Source organism: Corynebacterium sp. 13CS0277, from assembly GCF_002994655.1.
GTDB lineage: Bacteria > Actinomycetota > Actinomycetes > Mycobacteriales > Mycobacteriaceae > Corynebacterium.
In genome coordinates this window covers 119,470-139,712 of the sequence record NZ_PPDL01000007.1, presented here as the reverse complement: position 1 = coordinate 139,712, position 20,243 = coordinate 119,470, and the positions used below count along the sequence as shown (strand labels likewise).

The 20,243-nt window shown below is 65.5% G+C and carries 12 protein-coding genes; 8 read left to right on the top strand and 4 right to left on the bottom strand.

The window, feature by feature from the left end:
• Nucleotides 1–1,105 precede the first annotated feature (1,105 nt).
• The 3 genes from glpK to C1Y63_RS04400 form a co-directional block, all read right to left on the bottom strand.
• Nucleotides 1,106–2,632, bottom strand: coding sequence for a glycerol kinase GlpK (gene glpK, locus C1Y63_RS04410; protein ID WP_106015255.1), 1,527 nt, complete (start codon nucleotides 2,630–2,632; stop codon nucleotides 1,106–1,108).
• 267 nt (nucleotides 2,633–2,899) lie between these two features.
• Nucleotides 2,900–3,649 (bottom strand): MIP/aquaporin family protein, encoded by a 750-nt coding sequence (locus tag C1Y63_RS04405; protein WP_106015254.1) that lies wholly within the window; start codon nucleotides 3,647–3,649, stop codon nucleotides 2,900–2,902.
• A gap of 591 nt (nucleotides 3,650–4,240) precedes the next feature.
• Entirely contained in the window at nucleotides 4,241–5,992 is a 1,752-nt protein-coding gene (locus tag C1Y63_RS04400) for a glycerol-3-phosphate dehydrogenase/oxidase (protein WP_106015253.1), read from the bottom strand.
• Between the two features lie 963 nt (nucleotides 5,993–6,955).
• Here C1Y63_RS04400 and C1Y63_RS04395 point away from each other — a divergent pair.
• The 6 genes from C1Y63_RS04395 to C1Y63_RS04370 all read left to right on the top strand — a co-directional run bounded on the left by C1Y63_RS04395 (nucleotide 6,956) and on the right by C1Y63_RS04370 (nucleotide 16,839).
• Nucleotides 6,956–8,908, top strand: coding sequence for an HAD-IIB family hydrolase (locus C1Y63_RS04395; RefSeq protein ID WP_106015252.1), 1,953 nt, complete (start codon nucleotides 6,956–6,958; stop codon nucleotides 8,906–8,908).
• The gene (locus C1Y63_RS04390; RefSeq protein ID WP_106015251.1) at nucleotides 8,905–9,786 is read left to right on the top strand and encodes an HAD family hydrolase; all 882 of its coding nucleotides are present in this window, start codon (nucleotides 8,905–8,907) and stop codon (nucleotides 9,784–9,786) included. The genes C1Y63_RS04395 and C1Y63_RS04390 overlap by 4 nt, the downstream gene beginning before the upstream one ends.
• Before the next feature lie 426 nt (nucleotides 9,787–10,212).
• Nucleotides 10,213–14,019, top strand: coding sequence for an ALF repeat-containing protein (locus tag C1Y63_RS04385; protein WP_106015250.1), 3,807 nt, complete (start codon nucleotides 10,213–10,215; stop codon nucleotides 14,017–14,019).
• A gap of 15 nt (nucleotides 14,020–14,034) precedes the next feature.
• Nucleotides 14,035–14,883, top strand: coding sequence for a hypothetical protein (locus tag C1Y63_RS04380; RefSeq protein ID WP_146128857.1), 849 nt, complete (start codon nucleotides 14,035–14,037; stop codon nucleotides 14,881–14,883).
• Nucleotides 14,870–15,625 (top strand): hypothetical protein, encoded by a 756-nt coding sequence (locus tag C1Y63_RS04375; protein ID WP_106015248.1) that lies wholly within the window; start codon nucleotides 14,870–14,872, stop codon nucleotides 15,623–15,625. The genes C1Y63_RS04380 and C1Y63_RS04375 overlap by 14 nt, the downstream gene beginning before the upstream one ends.
• Nucleotides 15,626–15,738: 113 nt before the next feature.
• Nucleotides 15,739–16,839 carry an MFS transporter gene (locus C1Y63_RS04370; protein WP_369831018.1) on the top strand — a complete coding sequence of 367 codons (1,101 nt, stop codon included), beginning with the start codon at nucleotides 15,739–15,741 and terminating at the stop codon, nucleotides 16,837–16,839.
• A 38-nt stretch (nucleotides 16,840–16,877) separates the two neighbouring features.
• Here C1Y63_RS04370 and C1Y63_RS04365 read toward each other — a convergent pair whose 3' ends face one another.
• Nucleotides 16,878–18,341 carry an N-acetylmuramoyl-L-alanine amidase gene (locus C1Y63_RS04365; RefSeq protein ID WP_106015246.1) on the bottom strand — a complete coding sequence of 488 codons (1,464 nt, stop codon included), beginning with the start codon at nucleotides 18,339–18,341 and terminating at the stop codon, nucleotides 16,878–16,880.
• Between the two features lie 127 nt (nucleotides 18,342–18,468).
• Between C1Y63_RS04365 and glf the strand changes: the two genes are divergently transcribed.
• Nucleotides 18,469–19,638: a UDP-galactopyranose mutase gene (glf, locus tag C1Y63_RS04360; protein ID WP_106015245.1), complete on the top strand. Its 1,170-nt coding sequence runs from the start codon at nucleotides 18,469–18,471 to the stop codon at nucleotides 19,636–19,638.
• A gap of 16 nt (nucleotides 19,639–19,654) precedes the next feature.
• On the top strand, nucleotides 19,655–20,089 hold the full coding sequence (locus tag C1Y63_RS04355) for a GtrA family protein (RefSeq protein ID WP_233195574.1): 435 nt from the start codon (nucleotides 19,655–19,657) through the stop codon (nucleotides 20,087–20,089).
• Nucleotides 20,090–20,243 lie beyond the last annotated feature (154 nt).

Sequence of the window (20,243 nt, the reverse complement as noted above, 5' to 3'; positions counted from 1 at the left end):
CGTCGGTATATGGCGTTGCAGACGCTTGAGGACACTGACAAGTTCCTCGAAAAAGCACGCAAGCAGGCAGAGCAGGCTGAGCAGGCAGAGCTGGCTGACGGCGACGATCAGGGGGTGCCGATGGTGGCGTAGCTGAGATCAAGTAGCCGAAAAACTCCTTGTAAACGACGACGAAGCGTTACACCACAACTCGGGACTTGACCGAGCAGAGCGGAGAACAAAGCCGAGTGCAGCGCCGATCGCCATCCGTGGCGCAGGCTGTGCACCGGGTGCAGTCGGTGGAGTCATGCTCCCAGTTTCTCAAAAGCAAGCCCGAAAGTTAAGGGTTTTGCAATGAAATTTCTCACCCGGTGGGGTGCCGCCGTGTGAGAGTGCGCTGTCCCCGCAGCGGCGGCGGGCTTCGGGCTCTGTGGCAGCCTCGGCGTGCCGTCCCAGTGGTCGCCCGTCTCACTGTCGCTGACTTCCTCCGCACCTCGCTGGCCCCTCAGTCGCTCGCCTCGTATTCTCTGCCGCCGCCCGGTGTTCCGGCACTGGCTGTGCATCTTTGTGTGCCCGCTGCATGCGCGCACAGGCGCCGCTTGGTTCGAGCGGCGGTTTCCTCGTCCTGGCATGGTGTATTGCTTTCACTCATACACTCGGGGAGTGAGTGGGTGCATTGAGGAGCGGGAGGATGTGAGGAGTGGGAGGATGCAGTGGGGCGCGGGGATGGATGGCGGTCGGGCATCCTGTGGGTGTCCTCGGCGGTGGGCACACACTATGCCGGGCGCCCTTTCCTGGCGCTCTTGTCCCTCCCCGGCCCTCCTTCTTGGTCTTCTTTCCTGGTGATCCTCCCAGGTCCCTTCCTTCTTGGATCCCTTCCGGTCCCCGTGTCCGTTGCCTTCCCCTGGGACAAGTCCTGAGTTGTGGTGCTGTGGTCTTCACCCCCGTGCAGGCGCCGGGCGCTGTGCCCCCACACAACGCGCAGCGCCCACCATCCCCGCGGTGTGCGGGGGCGATGGGCGCTGCGATGCCCGGGGCGGGCCCCTGATGGGTTATGGGGGCGGGTGCTGCTGGCGGCGGGGGGGTGGGCCGCCGCCGGCGTGCCGGGCGGTGGGTGTGCGGTGGGCTACTGCTGGTCCTGCTCCCACTCGTAGGTGCGCTCCACGGCGCGGTTCCAATCGTGGAACAGCTTCGCCCGCTCCTCCTCCGGCATGGTGGGGTGCCACACCTTATCCACACTGTTCTGCTCCTGCAGCACCTCCAAGGAATCCCAGAAACCCACCGACAGGCCCGCCGCATACGCGGCGCCCAGGGCAGTCGTCTCAGTGATCTTCGGCCGCACCACATCAGTGCCCAGCTGGTCGGCCTGGAACTGCATGAGCAGCTCATTGTGCACCATGCCGCCATCAACCTTGAGGGAGTTGATCGCCACCCCAGAGTCAGCGACCATCGCGTCGGCAACCTCACGGGTCTGGTAGGCGGTGGCCTCCAGGACGGCGCGCGCAAAGTGGTTGCGGTTCGCGAAGCGCGTCAGGCCCACGATGGCGCCCCGGGCGTCCGGCCGCCAGCGGGGCGCGAACAGCCCGGAGAACGCCGGCACAATGTACACGCCACCATTGTCGGGCACACTGCGGGCCATGTTCTCAATCGCGGGGGCGTTCGGAATGATCTGCAGGTTATCCCGCAGCCACTGCACCAAAGAACCACCCACAGCCACAGACCCCTCGAGGGCGTAGACGGGCTTCTGCCCCTCAATCTGGTAGCACACCGTCGTCAGCATGCCGTGCTCAGAGAACTTCGGCTTCGTGCCCGTGTTGAGCAGCATGAACAGGCCCGTGCCGTAGGTGTTCTTCGCATCACCATTGCTGAAGCAGGCCTGGCCGAACATGGCGGCCTGCTGGTCGCCCAGGATGCCCCGGATCGGCACCCCCGGCAGGGAACCCCGGGCCCGGATCGTGCGGAAATCCCCCACGGAGGGCCGGATCTCCGGGAGCATCGCCATGGGAATGTTCATCTCCGCGCACAGCTCCTCATCCCAGGTGAGGGTGTGGATGTCCATGAGCAGGGTGCGGGACGCGTTCGTCACATCCGTGCAGTGCAACGCCGGCTGCCCATTATCGCCGTCCGCGCCGCCGGTGAGGTTCCACAGCAGCCACGTGTCGATCGTGCCGAACAACAACTCGCCGGCCTCCGCCTTCTCACGGGCGCCGGGCACATTGTCCAAGATCCACAGGATCTTCGGCGCCGAAGGGTAGGAGTTGATGAACAGGCCGGTCTTCTCCCGGTACTTCTCCGGGCCCACCTCGCCGGCAATGTCGTCGCAGATCTTCATCGTGCGGGTGTCCTGCCACACGATGGCGTTGTACACCGGCTCACCCGTCGTCTTATCCCACACGACGGTGGTTTCCCGCTGGTTGGTGATACCCACCGCGAGAATGTCCGTCGGGGTGACATCCGCCTGGGCGATGACCTCACCGACGGCGCGGCGGGTGTTCTCCCAGATTTCCATGGGGTCGTGCTCCACCCAGCCCTTCTGGGGGAAGATCTGCTCGTGCTCGTACTGGGCGACGCTCGCGATCTCACCGTCGTGGGTGAACAGGATGCAGCGGGTAGAGGTGGTGCCCTGGTCAATGGAGGCAATGTACTTCGTCATGGTGTGTGCCCTTCGTGTCGGGGTGCGGAGGTGGAACTGTGTGTGAGACAGGGGTGAGTGGGGAACAGGAAGAAGAGAACGGGAAGGAGGGGAAGAAGAGAAAGAGAAGATGAGAAGAGGGGAAAGGGGAGAAAGGAACGGGGAAGAAGAGAAGAAAGAGCGGGGAACTCGGTGGACTGCTGGGTGGTGCGGTGCGCACCTCCTTCACGCCCAGTATGCGTGCGCTGCGGCCGCGCGGCGGCAGGCCCAGTGCGGTGCCCGCACCGGCTAGGTCAAGGCGACGGCTGTGAGGCCCGCGGCGACCGCGGCCAGCAGGGGTGCCACAATCGGCACCCACGCGTAACCCCACTCGCCGCTGCCCTTCCCCGGGATCGGCAACACCGTGGCATACGCCAGGCGGGGACCGAAGTCACGGGCCGGGTTGATGGCGTAGCCCGTCGGGGAACCCAAGGACAAGCCAATGGCCACCACGATGAACGACACCGCCAGGTACTTCATCGGACCCAGCTCACCACCACCCGGGCCCAGCAGGATGAACGCCAGCAGCGCGTAGGTGGCGATGAACTCGGTGACGCAGTTCCACAGATTGTTGTTGTGGGCGGGAATGGTGAAGAACATCCCGCCCGTGCCGGAGTTCGCGCCCGTGGTGTTGCCGTCACCGTCGACATTGTTGTGGTCGAACAGCTGCTTAAACGCCGCCCACGCGAGTACCGATCCCGTGAACGCGCCCAGCAGCTGCCCGGCAATATAGGCCGGCACCAGGTGCCACGGGGTTGACCCCGACACTGCCAGCGCCACCGTCACAGCCGGGTTGAGGTGCCCGCCCGAGGGGTCCGCGACGGACGCCCCAATGAACACGGCGAAACCCCAGCCGAATGCGATCATCAGCCAGCCGGTGCCGCGCGCCCCGGAGGTACGCAGCCCGTTGGCGGCGCAGACACCTGCGCCAAACAGGAGAAGCAGTGCCGTGCCGAGGAACTCCCAGCCGAAGGCCTGCATGCCAGTGAGTTGCTCCATGGGTATGGATCACCCCTTGTGTGGTTGTGGAATCAGGAAGAAAGAGGGGAGAAGAAGAGACGCACACGAGGAACACACGAGGACACAAGAACACCACCCGCCGAAGCGCCCCATTCGCCGCGGGTGTGGCACCCCACTGGTGTGAGGTGTCACGGCCAAGAGTTGTGTGTCAGCGGCACTGTGTGGGCAGTGCGCGGGATCGCGAGATGGCTGCGGTGGCCTCCCCGTGGGGTGTGGGGCCACGGGTGGGTGTGTGGACCCTGCCCGTGCCTCTGCGCGCCCGCGGTGCCGCGGTGCCGTCCGCCTGGTGTCCCCGGCGTGTGTCACTGGGTGTGTGGATGTCAGTGATACACGCCGGGAGAGCACCCCGGTGGAGTGTGTGGATCCTCCGGGGCCGGCGGTGGTGTGGACACACCATGGAGTGCGGTGCGGGAGTGCGGTGCTGATGCGCGGTGCCCGCGCGTGGTTCCTGTGTGTGGTGCTTGTGTGTGGTGCCCGCGCGCGGTGTGCGTGTGTGGGGTGCCGAGCAGCTGTGTGGGGGCTGCGTCGGCGTGCCGCGCGCGGGCGTGCGGTGCTTTGCCGGCGTGCCGCTTAGCGGTCCTGGCTCAGGTCCACATTCGGGCGGGCATCCGGCGCGTCAGCAGCAATCGTGTTCGCGGCGGCATCGGTGAGCTCCCGCTCCGCGGCGAGGTTCGCCTCCGTGCGCTGGGTGAACACCTTGACTTCTTCGGCGGTCTTCGCCTCGTCCCAGCCCAGGTACTGCGCCATGAGGCGGGCGACCGGTTCTGCGCACTCGAGGCCCCGGTGGCCGTACTCCATGGTGATCCGCAGGCGGCGGGACAGCACATCCTCCAGGTGGATCGCGCCCTCGTGGGTGACGGCGTACGCCACCTCCGCCATGAGGTAGGCGGGCGCGCCGGGCACCGGCTCAAGGAGTGCCGGGTTATCGGCCGCGGGGGCGAGGACTTCGAACATGAGGGAACCGTAGCGGTTGAGCAGGTGGGTGACCTGCGCCTGGGTGAGGCCGGTTTCCTCGGCGAGGGCGGGCACCTGGTTCGCCAGGGCGTGGTAGCCGTCCGCCCCGAGCAGCGGCACCTGGGTGGTCACCGACTCCGGCACGGACTTCGGGATGTCCTGGGCGGCGGCGTCGATGGCGTCCGCACCGATGACGCGATAAGTGGTGTACTTGCCGCCGGCGACGGAAATCATGCCAGGCGCCACGCGGGCGACCGCGTGGTTGCGCGACAGGTTCGTCGTCGAATCGGAGGACCCCTCCAGCAGGGGGCGCAGGCCGCAGTAGACGCCGACGATGTCCTGGGGGCGGATCTGCCGCTTCACCTTCGCGTTGACGTGGTCGAGGATGTAGTCAATGTCCTCCTTCGTTGCCGCCGGGTTCGCCAGGTTGAGCTTCCAGTCGGTGTCGGTCGTGCCGATGATCCAGTACTCGCCCCAGGGGATGACGAAGAGGACGGACTTCTCAGTCACGAAGGTCATCGCGACCTCGCCCTCGAGGACGTCCTTCGGCACGACGATGTGCACGCCCTTGGAGGTGTGCACCTTGAACTTGCCGGCCACCCCGGCGAGGTTTTGCAGTTCGTCGTTCCAGATGCCGGTGGCGTTGACGAACACGGAGCCGTGGATGGTGGTGGTGCGCCCCGTATCCGTGTCGACGAGCTGGGCACCCACCACCCGGCTGCCGTCTTTCTCAAAGCCAACAACCTGGGTGGAGGGGCGGATCGTGGCGCCGAAGTGGGCGGCGGTGCGCAGCACCGTCATCGTGTGGCGGGCATCGTCGACGAGCGTGTCGTAGTAGCGCACACCACCGACCACGGCGTCTTCCTTGAGCCCGCCCGCCAGCTTCAGGGTGCCCTTGCGGCTCAGGTGCTTCTGCATCGGCACCGTCTTCGCCCCACCCATCAAGTCGTAGAGCACAAAACCGCTGGCCATGAACGGGCGTTCCCAGACGCGGTGGGTGAGCGGGAAGACGAACTTCAGCGGCTTGACCAAGTGCGGCGCCAGCGTCGACATCGACAGCTCACGTTCCCGCAGCGACTCCGCCACGAGGCGGAAGTCCAGCATCGCCAAGTAGCGCAGGCCGCCGTGGAACATCTTCGAACTCCGGGAGGAGGTACCGCCGGCGAAGTCGCGGGTTTCCACCACGGCGACCTTCAAGCCACGGGTCGCGGCATCCAGGGCCGCGCCCGCGCCGACGGAACCGCCACCGATGATGACGACGTCGTAGTGCTCGGAGCCGAACTCCTCCCACGCCTTCTCCTGCTGCGCGGCGTTGAGCGCGGCACTCGGCGCGAGGTACCCCTGGGCGGTGGGGTGAGGCTTAACCATGACAGATCACTTTTCTTTCGTGACAGTGCGGCGAGGGGGCGTGAACCCTCCCCGCCGGGGAGGTGGAACACACGGCGATACAGGCGGGTGTGCGGCGGGAAAACCACGCCGGGGAACACTCCGGCCCGTGCACCGTGGAGGGTGGGTGCCCCAAAACGGGGGCAATGCGGCCACGCTATCACCTGCAATGAGGTGCTCGTCACGGCCGCGCGCGTATGCCTGTGCGCGCCACACTCAAGCCCACGCGCGCATGCGTGGCAATGCCCGGGTGTGCCGCGCGCCACCTGTGCCCCGCCCCCGTGTGGGGGTGATTTTCCCTCGCCTGCATGGATGTTTGTGTGGGCAAAGTGGGCACCATGTGTGGGTAAGTGATTCATGTCACGATATCCGTGGGTGGGTGCGCGTGCGGGTTCTGACGGTCGCCCTCGCGGGAGTACTCGCCCCAACTTGCAGTCGCAGTCTCAGTTGGCGCCAGAGGTTTCTCTGAGTGGGAAAACTGCTGCCCATCGCGGGCGGGTGCAGCGTCTCCTCCAGTGGCGCGGCAACGTGTCGCCGCTTCCGAGTGGGGCGGACGCTCTCACGTGGCGGTGGGGTGCCCTTCCTGCCCGATCCGCGCCGCGCGGGCCCTCCTGGCGTGTGTGCCTCGCTGTGTGGGGTGTGTACTCGCGCGCGCGAAATGGTGAGGAATCATTCACGGCATCACATGTGCTGCCCGCCGTGCCCTGCGGGAGTGCGCGCGGCGGCGCGTGAGGGAGAAGCGGACAGCGTCCATGATCGCGCCCACGGAGGGAAGGGGGACAAAGAGGCGTGGGCGCGGGGTGGGAGGACGCGCGCGGCGCACCCGCGGGCTGGGGTGCGTCCTGGCCCGCGGGGTGCGGGCGGTGCGGGCGGTGGTGAGGTGCGGGTGGCGTAGGTGTTTGCTGCCGGGGTGGGGGCTCGGTGTGGTGCTGTACTCTGTTTCACATGCGCAAGGACCGGTTTTACAACGCAGTCATCCGTGCGGCCAAGGGCGTCTTCGCAGCCCAGGACCTGCAGTTCACACTGACGGGCGTGGACAACGTGCCCACCGGGGGCGCGGTGGTCGTGGCCAACCACACCGGCTACCTTGATTTCACCTATGTTGGCATCCCTTTCTGGGAGCACTCCCGCAGGCTCGTGCGCTTCATGGCCAAAGCTGAGGTGTGGAACAACCCCATCGCCGGCTTCATCATGCGACAGATGCGGCACATCCCCGTCGACCGTATTGACACGGAAGCCTCCTACGACACCGCTGTCCGCTACCTCAAAGACGGCGAACTCGTCGGCGTGTTCCCCGAGGGCACCGTCAGTCGCTCCCTGGAAATTAAGAAGCTGCGCACCGGGGCGGTGCGCATGGCCAAGGATGCGGGCGTGCCGATCGTGCCGGTGCTGCTCATCGGCTCCCAGCGGGTGCTGCCCAAGTGGGGGAAGAAGAACCTGGGCCGCAGCCACACGCCGATCGATATTGAGGTCCTGCCGCCGTGGACCGTGCCCGCGGACATGGACGTTGCGGATGCGACCGCGCACCTGCGGGGCATGATGAGTGACGCGCTGACGGCGATGTGGGGCCGCTACGCGGAAGCCCACGGGCCGCTGCCGCAGGGCGCTGAGTGGGTGCCCGCCCGCTTCGGCGGCGGGGCGCTCACCCTGGAGGAAGCACAAAAACTCGACGACGACATCGTGGCGGAACGCCGCCGCGTGCGGCACCTGCGCGACGACCTCGAGGCCCTCGCCGACACCGTCGCCGCCACCTTAAGCAGCATGTCCGCCGCCTCCAAGGAGCTGGTGGTCGCGGGCGCGGATAAAACCGCCGCGCAGGCCGCCGCCACCGCGAGCACCGCCCGCGGGCTGCTGGAATCCCTGGCCGACGATGCGGCCAGCGGCGCGAAAGAAGGGGCGGCGAAACTCTCGGCCGCCGGCGGGCGGCTCAAAGCACTGGCCGCCCAGATCCCCGCGAGCGTGCCCCCGCAGGCCCTCGACGCCCTCAACCAGCTCATCGCCGAAGCCAAGCAGATCCGCGACCGGCTGCCCGCCCGGGTCGGCAGCCGCGTCGCCCAGCTGCCGCAGGCTGTTGTGAGCGACATTGACGGCACCATCTACTACGAGCGCGTCGTCACCGACGCCGTGCGGGACACCTTCACTGAGCTGCGCGACCTCGGCGTGGAGGTGTTCCTCGCGACGGGCCGCGCCCCCGAGGAACTCGAGAAAGTCCTCGTGCAGCTGCCGTTCCGCCCCATCGTCGTCAGCGCTAACGGCGCCCTTGTCATCGACACCTCCCTCCTCCCGGAGGGCACGCCGCTGACGGAAGACACCGCGGAACACACCATCATCATGGACGCCTCCTTCGCCGCCGACACCGTCGCCGGCGTGCGGGACGCCATCAATGCCGCCCGCGTCGCGGGCGGCGGGACGCCGCTGGCGCAGATGACCTCCCACGAGCACACCGCCGCCGGCCAGGTCGTGAAATTCACCATCGAGGCCGACGCCCCCGCCACCGACATCGCCGACATCTTGAACGAGCACCTCCAGGCCATGGACGTCGCCGCCCGGGCGAGTTTCTCCGCCGCCTACGGCTACGCCGAAATCATGCCCCGGGGGGTCACGAAAGCCACCGCCCTCGACTGGCTCTTCATCTCTCGTGGCATTGACCCGCAGCGCGTCATCGCCTTCGGCGACATGCGCAACGATGTGGAGATGCTCGACCTCGTCGGCACCGGAGTCGCCATGGGTCGAGGAGATGCGGAACTCATCAGCCGGGCCCAGTGGGTCACCGGGCCCGTCGACCGCGACGGCGTGCCGGAGTTCCTCGCACCCATCATCGCCCGCGCCCGCGAACGCCGTGCCGGCGGCGTTGATGCGGCGGGCGCCGGGGCCACTGGGCCGACGGATACCCCATGATCGCCCCCGGGGACCGCGGCCACCTGCCGCTGCTCGTCGCCAGCGACATCGACGGCACGCTTATCACCTCCCAGGAACGCATCAGCGCCCGCACCCGCGCCGTCATCCGCCGCATGACCCGCGTCGGCACCGTCCTCGCGCTCGCGACCGGGCGGCCCCCGCGCTGGATCTACCCCATCCTTGAGCAGCTCGACGTTCGCCCCATCTGCGTGTGCGCCAACGGGGCGATCCTCTACGACTCCGCCGCCGACCGCATCTTCGCCGCCCACACCCTCGCGCCCGAGCACCTGCGCACGCTCGCCACGACAGCCCGCGCAGCGTTCGCCGACCACGGCGGCGTCGGCTTCGCTGTCGAACGCGCCGGCCGCAGCGCCTTTGACGACGCCGCCACCCTCTTTGCCGCCGCCCCCGACTATGACCACGCCTGGGACTCCGTCGACCACGGCACTCAACCCGAAGAAGAACTGTTCGCCACCCCAGCCATCAAACTCCTCCTCAGGAGCACGACGCTGAACTCCGCGGACATGTACGACATCATCGCCCCCGCCATCCCCGACACCCTCGCCCACGTCACCTACAGCTTCCCCGACGGGCTCGTCGAAATCGCCGCCCCCGGCGTCACCAAAGAACTCGGTGTGAAAGAACTCAGCCGCCTCATCGGTGCCGACCGCACGGATGTCGTCTGCTTCGGCGACATGCCCAACGACACAGAAATGCTCACCTGGGCGGGGTGGGGAGTCGCCATGGGCAACGCCCCCGACTGCGTCAAAGCAATCGCCAACGAAGTCACCACCACCAACGACGCCGACGGCGTCGCCCGGGTCCTTGAGCGCTGGTTCCCCGCACCCGATGCCACCCCGGGCGCGCCGCACAGCTGACCTGGTTTCTGTCGCCCACGGCGGTGGGGTGGGGATGTGGCGAAAAGGGTGCGCGTATCGGCAATGGTGGTGTGGCCGGGGGTAGGTGGGGGTGAGTATGTGTGGGGGTGCATGGGGGTGGCGGCTGCGCTGTTTGCGCTGCATGTGTGCGGCGCTATCGGAGGCGCGATAGTGCTTACGTGCTGGCTGTAGGGCTGTTCGGCCTGCGCTTAATGGTGCGGGTGGGTGATCTGTGCGGGTGGCGGAAAAATGTGTGAAAAACTCTTGCGGTCGGGCATTGGCGTTGCTAGTGTCGTGGGAAAGCCAGGCCTGCTGTCATCCACGTCACTTCTCTTCGTGGTGGCTGGCGGTCGGCTCAACGCCACTGCCTGTGGCACTTTCTCTTGTTCCTGCAGTTGCTCGCTGCCCCCGACGTGAGGAATTCGCATGCTTCGTGCCCCACGTGTTGTCACGGCCCTTGTGGCCGTAGATGACGCTGCGGCGGCAAAGCGTGTGCGGGAACGCCTCCCCGAGATCAAAACCGATCTGGCGCGCAGCGGCACCGTCGAAGAGATCAACGAGTTCATCAACAATGAAGTCGAGCAGCTGCAGCTCGTCGGTGCCCGCGACCACGCGCGTGAGATTCTCTCCCGCGACACCGCAGGGGACACCACCCTCGGGATTCTTGCAGAAGAAGCACTCGCCGCCGATGCTGCGGGAGACCCGGAGCCCCTGCTTGCCCTCCTCAGTGACGGTGATGAACGGGCCCGAGCCATTGACAACGAACGGCAGCTCTACGAGCTGACCGACGCGGAAGGTCCGGCGCTGCGCCGTGCCGCTGAGGAAGTGCTGCTCTCCGGGGACGCGGAGGCCTATGACGCGTTCCTTTCCTACGGTCGCTACATTGCGATGCTGCACGACGTCGAGGAAGAGGGCGTCGCCGCGTGGGCGGACATCGTTGACCAATACACAGAATCGGCGATTGCCGCCGCAGACGAGGCAGAATTCCGCGCCCGCCGGGCCGCCGACTTGGCGGATACTGCAGCGGCGGCGGCCGCACGGGCTCAGGAGCACGCGGATCACGCAGTGAGTGCCGCCCACGAGGCTGGCGATCTCGCCAATCACACGTCCCGGCTCGCGAACGCAGCGGCCGCTGCCGCCGACGAAGCAAGCGCCGCCGCCGATGAGGCTGCCGCCGCACTCGCGCAGGCGTTGGATGCGACCTCCGCTGCCGGTGCCCTGGCCGCCGCGACCGAACGCTACGCGGCGGAAGCGCTCGCAGAAGCCTCCGCCGCACGCCTCGGGCGAGGCGGTGCGGAAGCAGCGCGCGACGCCGCAGTCAAGGCCCGGGATGCTGCGTCCGCTGCGCGCCGCGCCCGCGAGTCCTCCCGAAACGTCGCCGCGGTCGTGCAGGCGGCCGGCCAGTCCCGCATGCACGCCAACAGTGCTGCTGCAGCGGCTGATCGTTCTGCTGCGGCGGCAAGCCACGCGGCCGATGCTGCCGCCGGCACGTCGGTGCACGCGCAGGCTGCGCGCGCTGCGGCTGGCCGGAGCTCCCAGGCTGCTGCGCGCGCTCGGGCATCCGCGGGGCGGGTGGATGCGTTCGTCGCAGAGATCCGTAGCACCGGCGCCCGTGTTGAAGCACTTGCTGCAGAGGCAGAAAGCCATGCGCTTGCGGCCGCCGAGGAAGCAGACGCCGCCACCCAGGCGGCCCACGCCGCTGATGCTGAGGCGACGCAGGCGCAGGCGTTGGCTGACGCTGCCGCAGAGGCAGCAACCCGTGCCGAGACCGCAGCAGGCATCGCCCGCGATATTTCGCAGGCGGCACGCACCCTGCGGGAGCAAGCAACCATCCAGCAGGAAGACCTCATCATCGCGGAGGCCTCGGCCCGCGCCGAAGCGGAAGAGGCTGAGCGCCGCGAAAACGATGCGAAGATCAGCACCCAAGAAGAGCTGGATGCACTCCACGCCGAGTGGCTCGCAGTCAAAGACAGCGGCGAGGAGGCCACCCGCCGGGCAGAAGACTTGGTCTTCGCGGCGTTGCTGTCGACCGACACCTACCTGAGCTACCTTGCGCAAGAGACCATCAGTCGGGCCACACCCCGCGCGTACGAGTTCTTCGCCGCGCGGCTCTACGACCATGCCGGCGAATACATCAACGAGATCCGGGCACTAACGATTCGTGAAACCACCGACGATCCGGCCGTCGCGGAGCGTTTGGCAGAGGCCCAGGACTCGACGCCGGAAGATCTCGCAGCAGCGTTGGACGAACACCCCCTCGGATATGCTGCAGCGCGCGCCCGTGTCACCGAGTTAGCAGCTGCCGCCGCGCGGACGGCGGAGCAGGCGCGCGCCACGGGCGACGAAGACCGTGCCGCGAGTGCAGATTTTGAACTCGAGCGCTGGAACGAGCTGCTCGCCGCCGAACCGAAGCAGATCACGGCGACGATGACGGGCGAAGGCTTGCAATCCTTCGTCGCGGAACTTGGACACGTCGAGGGCTACAACAACCTTGACGCGGACGGGCCGCACCAGCGACTGGCAGCCACGAAGGCCGTCTACGGTAGTTCCGATGACGCCGTTGAGTATTGGACGGCCGGCCGGCAGCTTGCCCGCATGCTGGACGGCATTAACGCCCAGTCGGAGGCGCGTGTCGCCGCACTTCATGGGCGCATCGACAACAGTGTTGCCGAATCCGTGAATGCCGCTGCGAGGGCGCAACAATCAGCTGCCCAAGCACGCCACGACGCCATCGCTGCGGCGGAGCATGCGGAAAAAGCTCGTGCTGCAGCACAAACCGCAGCCGACGCCGCAGCATCCGCACAGGCGTCGCTGGAGCAGGCACGGCGCGACCTGGCGAGGGCGCAGCAGGCCCAAGCCCAAGCGCACTCCGCTGCAGCGCGTGCAGAACGTGACGCCCAAGCAGCAACAGCTGCGGCGCAGACTGCGACGAACTACGAAATCGCCAGTGCGGCAGCCGCCGCCCGCGCCCAGGAAGCAGCGGCACAGGCACGCGAAGACGCCAACTACGCTGATCTTGCCGCGAATGAGGCCGACATCATCCGAGTGCTTGCCCTCAAAGAAGAAGCAGAGTGGGTGGCCTCGGAAGCACGGGACTACCAAGACGAAGTGGAAGTCGGCAACATTGAGCGGCCGAGCTTCTACGATGCGCTGAAAGAGGCTGCAGCTGAGGTCGCACCTGAGCTCCAAGAACTCATGTTGGATCTGCTCGGCATCACCGAAGCTGAGGAGTGCTTCGAAGGTGAATCAGCGGCGTGCTTGAGCTCACTCGTGAACTTTGTCCCTGTGGGCAAGGCGGTGAAGCTCATCAAGGCACTGCCGAAGTTCAAAAAGATCTTCGGTGTCGCCAAGAATGCTTACAATAAGCGGCGGAATCACGAGTGGGACTACGAGGATATTGCGGGTTGCATCATCCCTATCCGTCGACCCAAGCGCGACATTCGCCCGTTGATCCCGTGCTACAGGGAAGGTGAAGACGGAGAATACTACGACCAAAACAATCAGAGGGTCGAAATTGCCATCCGGGATGATGATGTTGTCATCGATCGCAAGGAAGGTAACCTCCATATCTACGAAGTGGATGGGAAAAAACTTCGCGATATCAAGGATTGGGAAGTGTCGACCATGTGGCGCCCCCAATCGGGTCTTGAGCGCCCCCAACGTCATGATGGTACCCCCATGACGGAAGAAGAGGCAGACCGCCTGCGGCACATCGTGCAAGATGTGAGCGACGTTGTGCTCCCCAAGGACATGTTCTACATCGTCCCGCGCGAATCTGTGAACCGGCGGACTGAGGATCGTCTTTTGAGCGATTCGAAAGCGCCGAAGTCGAGGAGCTTCGACGAGGACGGTAATCTCGTCCCGCGTCGTGTCGCGCGAGATCCTGTGCAGAATGCCACGGCGATCCAAATTCAGCAGAATGCGTCTGCAGCACTGGAAGTGGAGCACATTCGCGCAGATCAGCGGCTCTTTTCAAAAACTCATGGTGGGCCGGCTATTCGCATGCGGACACGCCCGGATCTTCAGATTCTTTATAACGGTGGTGAGCCTCATCATGATGTGAATGTCTTCGAGTTCGACTCTGGCAGGGCTCCCCGTCAGATGCGGCACATTATCGATTCTGCAACCGGACACTTTGCGAACGGTGGCTCGCAAAGTCTTGATATTGCCATGTATAATTTTGGTCTCAAGGATATCGATCCGGCGCTCGCCGATCAAATTGTCAATCGCTAAGAAGAGGTGGTTGTAATGGACGATTTGCTACCAGAAATTCCCTGGAATCTGCTCGGAAAAATGGAAACGGCCCTCGAGGGACGTCGAACGTTTTGTGAACTGTTCGACGACACTCTCATTCCTGTCCGTCGCTATGTTCACGATATTCAAGCAGCTTTAGATGCGTGGGCACTCTGCTCTACCTATTACCACTATAATTGGGATCGGAAATTCTTTGAAATAGACCTTCCGCGGGCTTGTGGGGACTCTGTCAAGCCTTGGTCGAAATTTCGAGGAGATCCCGACGAGTATTGGACGCAGGTGTGGGCTAAGGCCTGGTACAAGGATGTTTTTCTGGAGGTCCCCTGGGAGAATGATACCGATCGGGACGGTTGGTATTACTTTCCCGGCTATATTTCCGCGGGGGCCGTTGTGAAGCATCGGCTCCGAAAGGTATTGCTGGAGCGAGGCTTTAAAGACGATGTAGCGCTCGAGAACGTTTCCTGGATGACGCAACGTAATGTGCGTATTGAGGTGAAATCCGTTATTAGCGAGTACTGCAGTGTGGAGATGCAGGTGCCAATGAGGCGCCCGAAGGGTGCCAAGGAAGAGGATCTGGTCCACGTGAATTATCGGCAGCACTTTCGGGGCATGCCGGTGAGGGTGGGTTTTGAAGGGCCATGGATGAGGTACAAGGTAAAAAGGCTAATCTCCTACGGGTATTCAAACAAGTCTGTCGAGCCGCTCGCGGATATGGTTGAAGAGTTCTTTGGCTTTGCCAAGGAGTTTAAGGAGTTTGTCGCACGGATGTGGGACGAGCGTTCGCCTCTCGACAAGGAAGAAGTCATGCAACCCATGCGGAAGGGATCTGATGCCGGAACTTAAGCCAATCGAATATTACAATTCGTCGTTTCGTGCCGGTGGCGTCATGACACTGATCTATGATGCGCTTATCGGCGCTCCTGGACTTGACATACAACTCCTGGAAGATCCTGAGTCTGGCGACTATGTCGTTTATCTCTACGTTGTGCAGAGTCACATGCGGCACGGCTACTCAGTTTTCATTCACCCAATCGCCGAGGGCGAAGGGATTCAGTTCACCGCTTTCGCTTCGGTGCACGCCAACCTAGCCGCTGACGGGAAGCCTGCGTTCGGACCTCAAGAGGCAGCGCTCTCCTACCGGTTCTTGAACACGTGGGCCTGCCGCGGCGAGTCCTTTGAGGTCGTCGAGGCAGAGTCGGAGGACATTGAGTGTCACATCCTGCGTATGTCGACGTACCGCCTTGGCGATGAACTGGATGCGTATGACGTGATTCATTGGGTGTATCTCCAGCTGGATGGCACCGAAGTCTTTGACTGGCGGCACATGTTCATTGGGTTCGGCGACGAGTACCCCGAGCGGGATAGCAAGTTATTCCATGACGGTATGTGCTATTGCGAGGCCTTGGTCGTGCCTTATGGCTACCCCATGTACTCGTCCCATGCTCCCGCAGCGGCCCGCAAGTTTCCAGTGCGGCCCGGCGGTCGTACTCGTCCGATTTCGCGGGAGAAGGGTGAGTTTTACCGCAAGATTCCTCTTCGCGGAACGAATGGCTTCCCGCGAGTTCGTACAGACCCACTGCCGTGACCCCAGCGGGCGTGCCCCCTGCGCGGATCAGTCCGCTGGGATTGTTTGTCTTCGCGCGGGTGTGCGCGGCCGCTGGTGCGAGTGCGGGACCCGTTGTGGTCGCATTCGTGTGCGTGTCACTGGACGGCGAGTCGGGTCAGCTGCTGGCCCGGGCGTTAGGCGCGCAGGTTGTTGGCCAGTTGGTCTCGACGTTTGTCTCCGGTGCAGTCGTGGACAGGAGTGCCCGCCGCACGTTGATGCAGGTGTGTTACGTGGCGCAGGCGGTCGTCTTTGCCACCTATGCGGCATTGCTGTGGGCGGGGCAGCTTCCCCGGCCCGCGATCGTGGCGTTGGCCGGGTGCGGTGGCGTGATCTCCGGGCTGGTGGGGCCGGCGCTGCAGTCGGTCGTGCCGCAGCTTGTGCCCGCTGAGGAGTTGGTGCGGGCGAATGGCCGGCTGCGGACCACGGTGAGTGTGGCGAGCGTTGTTGCCCCGGCGGTCGCTGGCGGGCTGCTGCACCGTGTCGGCATGTCACTGTCGGCGGCGGTGGTGGCGGCCGTGTTCGTGGCGGCGAGTGTCGTGGTGTCGTTCCTGCCGCCCCTGCCGCGCCCGGAGGCCCGGCACTTCCTCCGCGAGCTTGTGGCGGGGTGGGTGTTGTTTGCCCGCACCCGCTGGTTCGCGGTGGTGAGTGTGTCGTGCGCGGTGATCAATGTCCTGTGGGCGGCGGTGTACGCCACCTGGGGGCCGGTGCGTGCCGTGGCCGTCGGCTGGGGCGCTGCCGGGTGGGGCGTCATCGGTAGTTGTTTCGCTGCCGGTCTCATTGTGGGCGCGAGTATCTTTGGGCGGGTGTCGTTCCGGCACCCGGTGTCGGCGGCCGTGCTGGGGCAGGTGGGGAAGGCTGCGCCGATGGTGGCGTTGTTCCTCAGTGACGAGTTGTGGGTGGTGGCCGCCGCTGCTGTGGTGGCGGGCATTGGCCTGGAGTGCTTCGTCATTCACTTCACCTCGACCGCGCAGGCGGTGATTCCGCACGCGGATCAGGGCAAGGTGTTCGCCGTCGACGCCTTCGTCGGCTTGAGCCTCATGCCGGTGGGCTATTGGATGGCCGGCGCCGTGGAGCGCACCGTCGGCCCGGCGGGCATGGGTGCTGCCGCTGTGGTGGCCGCCGCCGTTGTGGTCGCGGTCGCAGGTGCCGTGGGCTGGTGGCTGCGGCGCCAGCCCGCAGCGGCGCACACATGAGACGACCACCAGGCCGTGTGGCTCTGGTGGTCGTGTGTTTACTGCCGGTAGGGGCGGGTGGTTTCCTCGAGGCGGCGGCCGGTCTCCACGAGGGTGCCGACGGTGGCGAGGAAGTCCTTGATGTCCTCACCGGTGAGGTTGTCGCCGGTGTCTGCGGTGGTGCCCTCGGAGCTTGAGAGGTTGTCCATGCTGCCGAGTGCCCGGCCCGCATCGCCCTCGGCGGGGGTAATGCCGCTCGGCGGGGTGGTGGCCGTGGTGGGCGCGGTCACCGTGTCGCCGCCGCGGGTGCGGGGCGTGGTGGTGTCGGTGCCTTGCGACAGGGCGGTGTGCTTCTTCTTGGCGATGTCGCGGATGGCATCCATCTGGGCGTAGCCGGCGTCGCCGGGGCAGGTGGTGGTGCCGACGTCGCGGTGGGCGAAAATGTTCGGCAGGGTCACGCTCGTGCCGTAGGGGTACTTCGTGTAGGAGGTGCCCTCCGAGGTGTGGACGTCGAAGCCCTTCGGATCGAAGCCCGCCACGTAGGCCCGCCAGCCGGCGAGTTCGCCGACGGACTTGATGGTCGCGGCGGAGGGGGTGACGGTCGAGTAGTCGCCCATCATGGAAATGCCCCAGGTGTTTTCGTTGAAGCCGCCCGCGTGGGCGCCCTGCACCGCCTTGTTGAGGCCGCCGGCGCGGCCCTCGTAGATGGTGCCGTACTTATCGACCAGGGCGTTGTATCCGACGTCGCACCAGCCGAGGTTGCTGGCGTGGTACTTGTAAATGCCGCGCATGATGCCCGCGGCTTCAGCCTTGCTGTAGTTGTTGCTGCCGGCGGTGTGGTGGATCGTGATGGCGGAGACGCCATCGTCGATGGTGGGGTTCTGGCAGCGCAGGTTTTCGTCCGCGCCCCAGCCCTTGCGGGACACCACGCGGGTCAGGCCGTCGGAGTCGGCGGTGAGCTCAATGGCGGCACCCTGCTCGGCGTGGCCGTCGATGAACACGGCGGTGAGATCCGCCGGCGGCTCCACCGCATCCACGCCAGTGGTGGACACCTGCACGCGGGTCGTCGGCTCGAGGAAGATCGGCTCGGTGCCGTGGGTGCCGTTGCCTTCCTTCTCCGACAGGGGTTCCGCGTCGTACCACTGCGACCAGGTGCCGTCGGCGCGCTGTGCGCGGAAGAAGGCGGCGATGTCCTGCTCCGAGGTCCAGGTCAGGGCCAGCATGGAGAATGGCTGCTCGCGGGTGAACTCGCGGACAGTTTTCGGGCCCGGTTCCTCGCCCTGGGTGACGATGGCGGCGTCGTCGACGACGATCGGCTCGCCGCTGGCGAAGGCGGTTTCCTCGATGGTGGCGTCGATGGGGGCGGGGGCGTCACCGTCGGTGACGACGAAGCCCTGCGGGGCGGAGGTGGTGACGTAGACGAGGCCGCCCGTGGCGGCCAGGGCGGCAGCCGCCACAGTGGCGGCCACCGGCCGGCGGGTGGGGCCGCTGATGCGGCGGCGGGAGCGGGAAAACACAGACATCTCCGATGGGGTCAAAGTATAGAGTTGTGGCAGATGATACCAGCGTTTAACTAGATGTCTAGTGTGATTTTTGTGATTGGCGTGTCGTGCGGGCCCCGCCACCCACACCCCACTAGCTTTAAGCACTATGACCTATGACCTCATCGTTGTCGGATCCGGACTCTTCGGCCTCACCATCGCCGAACGCGCAAGCCACGCCGGCAAACGCGTCCTCATCGTCGAAAAACGCCACCACCTCGGCGGCAACGCCTACTCCGAGGCCGACCCCACCACCGGCATCGAGGTCCACCGCTACGGCGCCCACCTGTTCCACACCTCCAACAAGCGCGTCTGGGACTACGTCAACACCTTCACCAGCTTCACCAACTACCAGCACCGCGTCTTCGCCATGCACAACGGGCAGGCCTACCAATTCCCCATGGGACTCGGCCTCATCGCCCAATTCTTCGGCAAGTACTACAGCCCCGACGAAGCCCGTGCCTTGATCCGCGAACAGGCCAGCGAAATCAACACCGAGGACGCCACCAACCTCGAAGAAAAGGCCATCTCCCTCATCGGCCGACCCCTCTACGAAGCCTTCATCCGGGACTACACCGCCAAGCAGTGGCAAACCGACCCGAAGGACCTGCCCGCCGCCAACATCACCCGCCTGCCGGTGCGCTACACCTTCGACAACCGCTACTTCAACGACACCTACGAAGGCCTCCCCGTCGACGGCTACGCCGCCTGGCTCAACGCCATGGCGGACAGCCCGCTCATCGACGTCCGCCTCGACACCGACTGGTTCGCCGTCCGCGACACCCTCCGCGCCGAGAACCCCGACGCGCCCGTCGTCTACACCGGGCCCCTCGACCGCTACTTCGACTACTCCTGCGGCACCCTCGGCTGGCGCACCCTTGACTTCGATACCGAAGTCCTCGACACCGGCGACTTCCAGGGCACCCCGGTGATGAACTACAACGACGCCGACGTGCCCTACACCCGCATCCACGAATTCCGGCACTTCCACCCCGAACGCGCCGAGAGCTACCCCGATGACAAAACCGTCATCATGAAGGAGTACTCCCGCTTCGCCGGCCCCGAGGACGAGCCCTACTACCCGATCAACACCCCCGAAGATCGGGAGAAGCTCCTCGCCTACCGGGAGAAAGCAGCCGAAGAAACCGCCACCAACCACGTCTTCTTCGGCGGCCGCCTCGGCACCTACCAGTACCTCGACATGCACATGGCCATCGCCAGCGCCCTGAACATGTGGGACAACAAGCTCGCCCCGCTGCTCGGCGTCGCCGCCGACTAACACCCAGGGACCAGCCGTGGATAAACCACTGACCGCAGTGCAACGCGCCCGCCGGGCCCGCAACCCGCTCAAGGGCGTGACCACCCAGCTCATCCGCTTCGTCATCGTCGGCCTCATCAGCGCCTGCGTCGACTACGGATCCCGCACCCTGCTCCTTCACGTCGTCACCCCCATGGCGGCCCGCGCAGGCTCCTACATCCTGGGCTCCACCTGCGCCTACATCCTCAACTCCTTCTTCACCTTCAGTGGCGAACGGAGTAAGGCGGAAATGCTCCGCGCCGCCGCCTCCTACGTGTTCTGCTTCATCGCCGCCGTCGGAGTCGACGCCATCGTGCGCACCGTCTACGACGGCAACTACCGCATGTTCCTCGCCTGGTTCTTCTCCCAGGCTGTGGCCACCGTGCTGAACTTCCTCCTCCAGCGCAACTGGGTGTTCCAGAAACGCACCTAGCCCACAAGCCCCACCTCGGTGGGGCTTTTTTCATGCCTGTGGACCAAGGTTCGCGCCCCCTCTAACCTGGGCAAACGGTGTGGGTGGGGCGAGTTGTCCACAGGCTTGCGCGCACCCTCTAGATTTCTGCTTGGGCGTGCTCTTAGGGTGTGCG

Coding starts and splice junctions, on each gene's coding strand:
- C1Y63_RS04365 (WP_106015246.1), bottom strand. CDS start 18,341: ATGTCTGTGTTTTCCCGCTCCCGCCGCCGCATCAGCGGCCCCACCCGC.
- C1Y63_RS04375 (WP_106015248.1), top strand. CDS start 14,870: ATGCCGGAACTTAAGCCAATCGAATATTACAATTCGTCGTTTCGTGCC.
- C1Y63_RS04380 (WP_146128857.1), top strand. CDS start 14,035: ATGGACGATTTGCTACCAGAAATTCCCTGGAATCTGCTCGGAAAAATG.
- C1Y63_RS04400 (WP_106015253.1), bottom strand. CDS start 5,992: ATGGTTAAGCCTCACCCCACCGCCCAGGGGTACCTCGCGCCGAGTGCC.
- C1Y63_RS04405 (WP_106015254.1), bottom strand. CDS start 3,649: ATGGAGCAACTCACTGGCATGCAGGCCTTCGGCTGGGAGTTCCTCGGC.
- C1Y63_RS04395 (WP_106015252.1), top strand. CDS start 6,956: ATGCGCAAGGACCGGTTTTACAACGCAGTCATCCGTGCGGCCAAGGGC.
- C1Y63_RS04385 (WP_106015250.1), top strand. CDS start 10,213: ATGCTTCGTGCCCCACGTGTTGTCACGGCCCTTGTGGCCGTAGATGAC.
- C1Y63_RS04390 (WP_106015251.1), top strand. CDS start 8,905: ATGATCGCCCCCGGGGACCGCGGCCACCTGCCGCTGCTCGTCGCCAGC.
- glf (WP_106015245.1), top strand. CDS start 18,469: ATGACCTATGACCTCATCGTTGTCGGATCCGGACTCTTCGGCCTCACC.
- glpK (WP_106015255.1), bottom strand. CDS start 2,632: ATGACGAAGTACATTGCCTCCATTGACCAGGGCACCACCTCTACCCGC.